Source organism: Shewanella sp. (genome assembly GCF_041630135.1).
Taxonomy (GTDB): domain Bacteria; phylum Pseudomonadota; class Gammaproteobacteria; order Enterobacterales; family Shewanellaceae; genus Shewanella.
In genome coordinates this window covers 73,063-81,436 of record NZ_JBFKLW010000010.1, presented here as the reverse complement: position 1 = coordinate 81,436, position 8,374 = coordinate 73,063, and the positions used below count along the sequence as shown (strand labels likewise).

Genomic DNA, 8,374 nt, shown 5'->3' with positions numbered 1-8,374 from the left:
GGGCATCAATACTGCCTTTGAAGTCGAGAACGAAGGTGCGAGGTTTGGAGTTCTCATCCTTCTCAGCAGCTTTGCTTTCTGCTTTTTTCGCTTTTTCGTAGGCTTTCCAGGCCTTTTTATCCAAAAGCTCATGTTTCAGATGATCTTTCAGATGCTCAAGCTCTTCTGAAACATTGGTCAGCACCAGCTCACCCTTGTCGCCTTTGGCCCGAGCCGCAGAGGCGAACAGAATAACCAGCACGGCGCCAATGGCAGCAACCAAGGTAACTGCCTTGGCCAGAAAAAGCCCGTAGTCGTATAAAAATTCCAAATTTTGCTCCAACGCATCCCATCACCCGCTTTTAAAACAGGCGAGCATAAAAGTGGGGCTATTCTAGCAAGTCAGCGTATAAATCCAATAAAAAACCGGCCATAGCGGCCGGTTTTTACTATCGATATTATCGATTAGTCACAGCTTTTCAGCACGCTTGGGTCATTGACCAGAATGGTCGCGCTGCCAGCGGCCGCCGTCTTGGCAAATCCGGCTACCTGCCACTGCATTTCAGCGGTGGCCTGTGCAGCCTTGCCATCGGTCGCCCCCTGAACCTCACTTGGGTTAACAACAGAGCTGTGGTGGCCCTTGATAAAACGAACCGCGCCAGAACCAACCTGAGTGGCATCACGGCACTCAAGGCCAAGGGTTGCGATAAGCGGCTCGGTGCCTGACAACGGGAAGCCTTCAACGCTGTTTGGCAGCACCAGATCCGGTGCGTTACCGTTGCCGTCACCCACAATCTCAATCAGATGAACCGGCAAACCGGTGGCCTTAAGCATAGGCGCGTGGTTTACAGGATCGATAGAATCAACACCGGTTTGAATGGCAAAGGCAAAGCTTGGGATAAAGCCCGCGTATACTTGCTGAACCAAGGCTGTGTACTCAGGACTGCCGGGCTCATAACCCGCAATATTGGCAGCATCCACCAGCGCCTTAAAACTATCTGTCGCAGTGATGTTACTGAACAGCACAGGACCAAAGGTAGCAGAGCCGGCAAAAGTACCTGCAAGTCCACCTGCAGGCGCTACCAGTGACGCAGCGGTTATGGCATACGGGTTAGGCAATGCGGTGCCGGTAGTCGGGTCTACCAGACCGGTAGAAGCATATGTGGCAAAATTGGTATTGACGATACCGCCAAGACTCAAACCCTGAGACGATACTTTAGAGACATCAAACAGCTGTGGCTGCTGATTAGCCGCAAGGAACTGAGCCATGCCGGTCAGCGCAAGACGAACGCCGAGATGATCCACTACCGCCTGACGGAAATTATCCCGCACTGACAGTGAACTGGAGATATTCACAAATACCAGCGGAGAACCATTTTGGAAGGCGTCCGGCTTACCGATGGCCTCACCGAAAGCCGGATCTGTTGCCGATACTTCGTAAACCCCGTCTTTGTTTGCATCAAAGCTACGCTCGCCGTGCAGTGGCATATCAATGGCAATGGTGGCAACACCCGCTGCAGCATAAGTACCGGCATAGGCCAGCGCCATTTCTTTACCGCCACCCAAACCATGCATGGCAATATTCACCGGCCAGCCGTTGGTTGGCGGCACAAACGCTGAGCCCTGCGCCTCGGTAAAGGCTTTCAGTTTGGCTGCATTCGGAATGGCCATCAGAACAGGCACAGACTCATAGGTTTTTGGAGCTGGAATAGGGTTGAACTTGGTGACGTGACGGGTTTTGTCTGCCGGGGTACCGTCGTCCAGTTTAAACTGTTTGCCAGCCAGCAGCGCCGGATTGGCCAGTGCCGCTGATGGGTCTTCAATGCCCTGAGCCACAGCCTGAGCCCCGAAGTTTTGTTGACTCAGGGTACCTGCCTGCAATGCCAAAAGCACAGACACAGGGCTGTCACCCAGCGCTGTCCAGCGACCATTGATAGTAGGCTTCATATCGGCACTTAAACAGCCATTGGATGAGCAGTCGCCATAGACTGGCACCTTCAGTGTGGCTTTCCACACATCGGCCAGATCAGCGAGCACATATGGCAGCCCCATCTCTGGAGACAGCTGCAATGCCTGCGCCACTGTGTAGCCAGCTGGAGCAGGATTGACTTCAAATGATGGTTTGAACGCATTGTTACTGGCCATCAACAGTTTTAAGGTTTCATAGGCAGGATTTACCGACTGGGTGGTAAACAGGCTTGAATAACTGATGCTCGCCTTATCGACTCCTGCTGACTCGAGTGCATTTTCATAGCTGTTTATCAGTGTCTGAAGACCACGCTGAGCTGCAGTGCCCAAAGGCTGGGTATTAATATCCAGCTTCATCGGGGCATAGCTTGATGAGGCTGCAACCGCGTTACCCGCAGAATCTTCAATCAAATTTGTAGTGGCATATATGTAAGAGTGACCTGCTTTCAGCGGCTTAAGCGGTACTATCACAATCTTGTTGCCAACCGCTTTACTGATGAAATCGACGCCAAACTGCAGCTCGTCGCCAATCTTACAGGCAGAAACCGAAGGGGCTGCTTTACATTCAGCGTCAGATGACAGGGCACCGCCAAGGGTGGCTTCAAACAGGCGTACGGCACCGGGTTGGAACACAGAGGCTTCGCTCAGGTACAACGCGTTTCCGCTGTGATCTTTAGATGGCGCAAAATCGATGGAGATGGGCTGTGTAGTCGACCAGCCATCAAGAGCGCCCAGTGCGTACTGAGGATTGGTGTAATCACCACTCTGTTCACCCGGAATACTCAGGGTTCCATCGAGGGTACCGCTGAACAGCAGATCACTTGGCAAAGGTAATTTACCCGCCACTGGATCAAACACCAGGTGGGATTCAGGGATCAGCGCCTCTGTCTTGTCCTTGAGCTCATTAACGCTGTCTTCACCGCCACAACCACTGAGGCCCAGAGCCGAGGCGATTGCTACTCCCAGAATGAGTCTTTTCATCTTTTTTCCCCAAATCTTGTTGTAATAATTTTGTTTTCCCCAAGAAATTGGTCACAATAGCCGGTATTGCGAAGCCAACCGGACTTATGTTGTCCGTAACTCGTTTCAACTTAACGCAAAAACATTGAGTTCGCTACATTTTTGTCACACAGAATGCTTGTGCGAACCCCCAATAAACAGTCATTTGTTTGAAACGGTTGTTTGACTAAAGAAAACCCTCAATATTGACGGGACGTTGCGCCAAGAGGAAGTTCAAATCCATGTTGGAATATCAAGTTTCACCCGACGCCCTGAAAGGCAAAACCATTCTGGTAACCGGTGCCGGTGATGGCATAGGCCGAGCCGCCGCCCTCGCTTACGCAGCCCACGGTGCCACCGTGATCCTGTTGGGTCGTACCGTAAAGAAGCTTGAAGCGGTATACGATGAAATCGAAGCGGCAGGTTTCCCCAAGCCAGCAATTGTGCCGCTGGACATGAAAGGCGCCAGCGAGCAAAACTATCGCGACATGGCCGACACCATCGAAGAGCAATTCGGCCACCTCGATGGCGTGCTCCACAATGCCAGTCTGCTCGGCGTGCTGGGTCCGTTCGAGCACATGGATTTATCCTCACTGGAAGAAGTAATGAAGGTCAACGTAACCGCTCAGGCCATCATGACCAAACACCTGCTGAAGGTGTTACGCAAAGCGCCTTTGGCCTCTGTTATCTTCACCTCAAGCGGTGTTGGCCGCACCGGCCGCGCCTACTGGGGCCCTTATGCATTTTCCAAATTTGCTACCGAAGGCATGATGCAGGTTCTGGCCCACGAGTGCGACGGCACCAACGTACGCGCCAACAGCATCAACCCAGGCGCTACCCGTACCAAGATGCGGGCCAACGCCTATCCGGGTGAAGATCCGCAAACGCTGAAAACTGCCGAAGAGCTGATGCCACTGTATGTATACCTGATGGCAGACAGCAGCAAAGACCAGAACGGTCAGGCCTTCAATGCACAGTAAGCTGTTTTAATAAGGCCCGCCTTCGCGGGCTTTTTATTGTTATTTTTCAGCAAATGATAAAACTTTTGACTATGACCAATCCCTACCCCACCCCCTCTTATCCAATAGGCACCCCTGGCAAGCCCTGGACTGAAGCCGACAAGCAGGCCTGGTATGAAGCTCAAACCGTTAAGCGCAGCTATCAGGATGAAGTGCTGTCTCGCATTTTGCCGTTGGCTGCCAGTTTTGAGCTGCTGAACTACGGCGCCCTGTCCATCAACCCTGAGCGCTTCCCCCTTTATGCCGCGAAAAATGACTGGCAGCCAGATCTGCCACTGGCACTGGTTACCGGCGGCGTACACGGCTACGAGACCAGCGGCGTCCAGGGCGCTCTGGATTTTCTGCAGCAGCATGCCGCAGATTATCAGGGCAAGGTCAATTTACTTGTCGCCCCCTGCGTCAGTCCCTGGGGCTATGAGATCATCAATCGCTGGAATCCAAAGGCGATAGATCCCAACCGCTCTTTTGTAGAAAACAGCCCCTCGGAAGAGTCAGCTGCGCTGCTTAAACTGGTTGCCGACAACAAGCAGGACTTTGTACTGCACATCGACCTGCACGAAACCACCGACAGCGATGAAACTGAGTTTCGTCCGGCACTGGCCGCACGCGATGGCAAAGATTATGAACCCGATGTAATCCCTGACGGTTTTTATCTGGTGGGCGACAGTGACAACCCACAGGAGGCCTTCCAAAAGGCCATTATCGACGCCGTGGAAAAAGTGACCCATATTGCGCCGCCGGATAACAAAGGCAACATTATCGGCTCGCCAGTAGTGCAGCACGGAGTGATTAACTATCCGGTGAAAAAACTGGGCCTGTGCGCCGGCATCACTGATGCGCTTTATACAACCACCACCGAAGTGTATCCGGATAGCCCCAAGGCAACGGCTGAGGAGTGTAACGCCGCCCAGGTTGCCGCTATTCGTGCCGCTCTGGACTTTATGCTGGCCAATCGCGACTGACACTGAACCTCCAGGAGCACCTATACCAGGTGCATACAAACGTAAAACGGCAGCACGGGCTGCCGTTTTTAATGATTTGACGGTTACTCGAGTAACAGGCTCGCGAAATAAATGGCCGTTTTGCCCTCATGGCTCGAGTAATAGCTCACCTTCAGTTCATCTGCCTTTGCAGAACTTCGCAGCACGACCCCCGCATAACTGGTATCACCACCAGAGGGCAGCGCCAGATGTTCGGCAACATGGCCTGTGGTTTCGCAAATCTCCACCAGCGATGTACGAATTTTGTCATCATACAGCCGCACAATCGCCAGCAGACGGCCACGCCAGCGAAACGCCACCGGGCCGCCGATACGGCAATCCAGCTCAAGCCAGTGCCACTGGGTAAAAGGGGCTTTTGCTTTACCAAGCATCCCCAGTTTGCGTTCATCCCAGACAGGATCGCGCCTCAGCACACAGGTCAAGGTATCCTCACTGAACTCAAGCCCAGATTCATTGACGTAGCCCAGCTGATTCAAGGGCGCAACCAAGGAGGTAAAGTCAGCTCCGCAAAGTGTCTCTTCCGGCGTCGCTCTGTACAGACGTACATCACCATCGGGGCCTGGACGATAAGCCACACCATAGAGGCTATCCGCCACGGCAATGACCCGCCACAGCCAGTATCCGCTATCGGCACAAGGCTGCGCCTCCAACCAATCAGTGCCGTTCTGTGAGCGCCACATCAGTGACTGCAGCGGCTCTCCTTCAATCGCCCGGGCACCGAACAGAAACAATTCTTGCTGCCACACCAAGAGTCTGGCGTCACGTAAGTCACCCACATCCACCCTGATAAGCGCAACACTTTGCCAATCGGCACCTTGGTTTTTGGACATCAATACCCTGAGGCTGCCATCGGGAGACACGTGGGCCGCTCCCTCGCGGAAGGCGCAATAAAGCCGCCCCTGAAACTCAATCAGATCAGTAAAGGCATTGTGCTCACCCTTATCCCAGATTTTTGTTACCGACAGCAGTTTCATAGCCATTCCCGCAAATTCAACGAATACAGAAACATATAACACAAAAGGCCGCATAAGCGGCCTTTTTTAAGGTGAAATCCGTATTCGCTGTTTAGCTGCGGGTACGGGTTGGCTTGGGACGTTTGCTGGTGCCAGCGGCGCCCACCTTGCTCTTACGCACGGCACGACGGATCTTAGCACTGCGCACCTGAGCGGCACGAGCCACACTGTGTTTATCAGCACCCAGCATGGAACGGGTTTCCGGATCCATACCTGCCAGTTGGCGCAAGTAATTCACCTGCTCCAGAGGTAATTCAATCCAACCACCGCGGGGCAGTGTCTTGGGCAGTTCAATCATGCCGTAACGCACGCGGATAAGGCGGCTTACCTGCACTTCCTGCGCTTCCCACAGGCGACGCACCTCGCGGTTGCGGCCTTCGCGCAGACCCACGTGCCACCACTGGTTCATGCCTTCACCGCCCGCCGACTTAATGTAGTCAAACTGGGCCGGGCCATCTTCCAGCATCACACCGGTACGCAATTTTTGAATGGTGAAGTCATTAACTTCCCCGAAGGTGCGCACAGCGTATTCACGCTCCACTTCGTTTGAGGGGTGCATCAGGCGGTTAGCCAGCTCACCATCAGAAGTAAACAGCAGCAAACCCGAGGTGTTAATGTCCAGACGCCCAACGGCTACCCAGCGCGCATCACGCAGCTTGGGCAGGCGCTCAAACACGGTTGGACGGCCTTCAGGATCTTTGCGCGAGCAAATTTCACCTTCAGGCTTATGATATGCCAGCACACGACAGATAATGTCGTCGGCTGATTTGATGGACACCAGTCTACCGTCCAGACGCACTTTGGCATCGGCGTCGACACGGTCGCCCAAATTGGCGATTTCGCCGTTGACACTCACTCGTCCTGCAGCAATCCATGCCTCCATCTCACGACGGGAGCCATGGCCTGCACGGGCCAAGACTTTCTGCAATTTTTCACTCATGAGTTAACTCTTCCTGCGCTTGTGGCACCTCGGAGGGCTTACCAAACAACGCATCCAATGACTCGAGATCGGCCAGCACAGGTAACGATGCCAGACTGTCCAAGCCAAAATAGGCCAAAAATTCTGAAGTAGTGGCAAAAAGTGCCGGACGTCCCGGAACTTCTTTGTGCCCTACCACTCTGATCCAGCGACGATCAGATAAGGTTTTGAGGATATGGCTGCCAAGGGCAACCCCCCTTACCTGTTCTATGTCCCCCCGGGTGACCGGTTGGCGGTAGGCTATGACCGCCAGGGTTTCCATGGTTGCCCGCGAATATTTGGGCGCCTTCTCCTGCCACAGGGTTTGCAGAAAAGGGTTCAGGGCTTCCTGGGTTTGAAAGCGGAAACCTCCCGCCACCTTCACCAGGTTGACCCCACGTTCTTGATAATCGACCACCAACTCGGCAATGGCGCTGCTTACCCGCTCCCGGGACACCGAGAACTGCGCCAGCACCCCTTCACGCAGGGCTTTGATGGTCATTGGCTTCTGTTGCACGAACAGACAAGCCTCGATTAACTGTTTGAGCTGTATATTGTTTATCTGTGCCATCAGGCTGCCTTCACATAAATGCCGCTGAGGGGCTCGGCCTGGTACAGCTCCACCAGACTCTCTTTCACAAGCTCCATCAGCGCAAGAAAACTCACCACCACCCCGGCACGTCCTTCTTCCACACCAAAGAGCATGGAAAACGGGGTAAAGCTCTCATGGCTTAACTTGCCAAGGATTTCACTCATCCGCTCGCGGGTGGATAGCACTTCTTTTTTCACCTGGTGATGCTCAAAGGCCGACGCCCGTTTCAGCACTTCGGCAAAGGCCAGCGCCAGCTCTTTAAGCGATACATCCGGCGGAACAATCTGCGGCTTGAGCCCAGGCGCCGGTGTCGCCCGCGCCTGATGAACATCCCGCTCAAGCCGTGGCAACTCATCGAGCTTAAAGGCGCCTTCGCGAATAGCCTCATAGGCCTTGAGCTGACGGATAAGCCTGACCCGTGGGTCTTCTTCTTCATCGTCTTCCACCGCCATCTTGGGCAGCAGCAAACGGGATTTAATCTCCGCCAGCGTGGCGGCCATCACCAGATAGTCGGCAGCAAGTTCAATGCGGGCGTCGGTCAACAGCTTTATATATTCAAGATACTGGGCTGCAATGAGTGTCAGCGGCAGCTCCACCACATCCAGCTTTTGTTTGCGGATAAGGTACAGCAGCAAGTCCAGCGGGCCTTCAAAGGCCTCAAGAAACACTTCCAGCGCTTCGGGAGGAATAAAGAGATCGGCCGGCAATTCCCTTACGGGTTCGCCGCGCACCACTGCCAGGGGCAAACTTTGCTGAACGCCCTGCATTTGTCCTCCCGATGCACTGTTGCCACCGCAAGCTTAGGTATCCACTGTCTTCAAAATACGAAGATTTGCCCGGCAAAA

The 8,374-nt window shown here is 53.8% G+C and carries 7 protein-coding genes and 1 pseudogene; 2 read left to right on the top strand and 6 right to left on the bottom strand.

What is annotated here, in order from left to right:
* Together ABYK60_RS04600 and ABYK60_RS04595 are read right to left on the bottom strand one after the other, a co-directional pair.
* A pseudogene (locus ABYK60_RS04600) lies at positions 1 to 310 on the bottom strand (protease SohB); the annotation flags it as partial.
* Positions 311 to 444: 134 nt separating this feature from the next.
* Positions 445 to 2,928, bottom strand: coding sequence for a VolA/Pla-1 family phospholipase (locus tag ABYK60_RS04595; protein ID WP_372870755.1), 2,484 nt, complete (start codon positions 2,926 to 2,928; stop codon positions 445 to 447).
* Positions 2,929 to 3,188: 260 nt separating this feature from the next.
* Between ABYK60_RS04595 and ABYK60_RS04590 the strand changes: the two genes are divergently transcribed.
* Together ABYK60_RS04590 and ABYK60_RS04585 are read left to right on the top strand one after the other, a co-directional pair.
* Positions 3,189 to 3,926, top strand: a complete 738-nt coding sequence (locus tag ABYK60_RS04590; protein ID WP_372870754.1) for a YciK family oxidoreductase — start codon at positions 3,189 to 3,191, stop codon at positions 3,924 to 3,926.
* Between the two features lie 71 nt (positions 3,927 to 3,997).
* Positions 3,998 to 4,927 (top strand): M14 family metallocarboxypeptidase, encoded by a 930-nt coding sequence (locus ABYK60_RS04585; RefSeq protein ID WP_372870756.1) that lies wholly within the window; start codon positions 3,998 to 4,000, stop codon positions 4,925 to 4,927.
* Between the two features lie 83 nt (positions 4,928 to 5,010).
* Here the strand turns inward: ABYK60_RS04585 and ABYK60_RS04580 are convergent, their stop codons facing one another.
* The 4 genes from ABYK60_RS04580 to ABYK60_RS04565 all read right to left on the bottom strand — a co-directional run bounded on the left by ABYK60_RS04580 (position 5,011) and on the right by ABYK60_RS04565 (position 8,296).
* Positions 5,011 to 5,940 carry an exo-alpha-sialidase gene (locus tag ABYK60_RS04580; RefSeq protein ID WP_372870752.1) on the bottom strand — a complete coding sequence of 310 codons (930 nt, stop codon included), beginning with the start codon at positions 5,938 to 5,940 and terminating at the stop codon, positions 5,011 to 5,013.
* A gap of 91 nt (positions 5,941 to 6,031) precedes the next feature.
* A complete protein-coding gene (gene rluB, locus ABYK60_RS04575) occupies positions 6,032 to 6,919 on the bottom strand; it encodes a 23S rRNA pseudouridine(2605) synthase RluB (RefSeq protein WP_372870751.1) in 888 nt (295 codons plus the stop codon).
* On the bottom strand, positions 6,912 to 7,508 hold the full coding sequence (scpB, locus tag ABYK60_RS04570) for an SMC-Scp complex subunit ScpB (RefSeq protein ID WP_372870750.1): 597 nt from the start codon (positions 7,506 to 7,508) through the stop codon (positions 6,912 to 6,914). The genes rluB and scpB overlap by 8 nt, the downstream gene beginning before the upstream one ends.
* Positions 7,508 to 8,296 carry a ScpA family protein gene (locus tag ABYK60_RS04565; protein WP_372870749.1) on the bottom strand — a complete coding sequence of 263 codons (789 nt, stop codon included), beginning with the start codon at positions 8,294 to 8,296 and terminating at the stop codon, positions 7,508 to 7,510. The genes scpB and ABYK60_RS04565 overlap by 1 nt, the downstream gene beginning before the upstream one ends.
* Positions 8,297 to 8,374 lie beyond the last annotated feature (78 nt).

What these genes read in the sequence shown, in the direction of transcription:
- ABYK60_RS04595 (WP_372870755.1), bottom strand. Translation starts at nt 2,928, where the DNA reads ATGAAAAGACTCATTCTGGGAGTAGCAATCGCCTCGGCTCTGGGCCTC.
- ABYK60_RS04590 (WP_372870754.1), top strand. Translation starts at nt 3,189, where the DNA reads ATGTTGGAATATCAAGTTTCACCCGACGCCCTGAAAGGCAAAACCATT.
- ABYK60_RS04585 (WP_372870756.1), top strand. Translation starts at nt 3,998, where the DNA reads ATGACCAATCCCTACCCCACCCCCTCTTATCCAATAGGCACCCCTGGC.
- ABYK60_RS04580 (WP_372870752.1), bottom strand. Translation starts at nt 5,940, where the DNA reads ATGAAACTGCTGTCGGTAACAAAAATCTGGGATAAGGGTGAGCACAAT.
- rluB (WP_372870751.1), bottom strand. Translation starts at nt 6,919, where the DNA reads ATGAGTGAAAAATTGCAGAAAGTCTTGGCCCGTGCAGGCCATGGCTCC.
- scpB (WP_372870750.1), bottom strand. Translation starts at nt 7,508, where the DNA reads ATGGCACAGATAAACAATATACAGCTCAAACAGTTAATCGAGGCTTGT.
- ABYK60_RS04565 (WP_372870749.1), bottom strand. Translation starts at nt 8,296, where the DNA reads ATGCAGGGCGTTCAGCAAAGTTTGCCCCTGGCAGTGGTGCGCGGCGAA.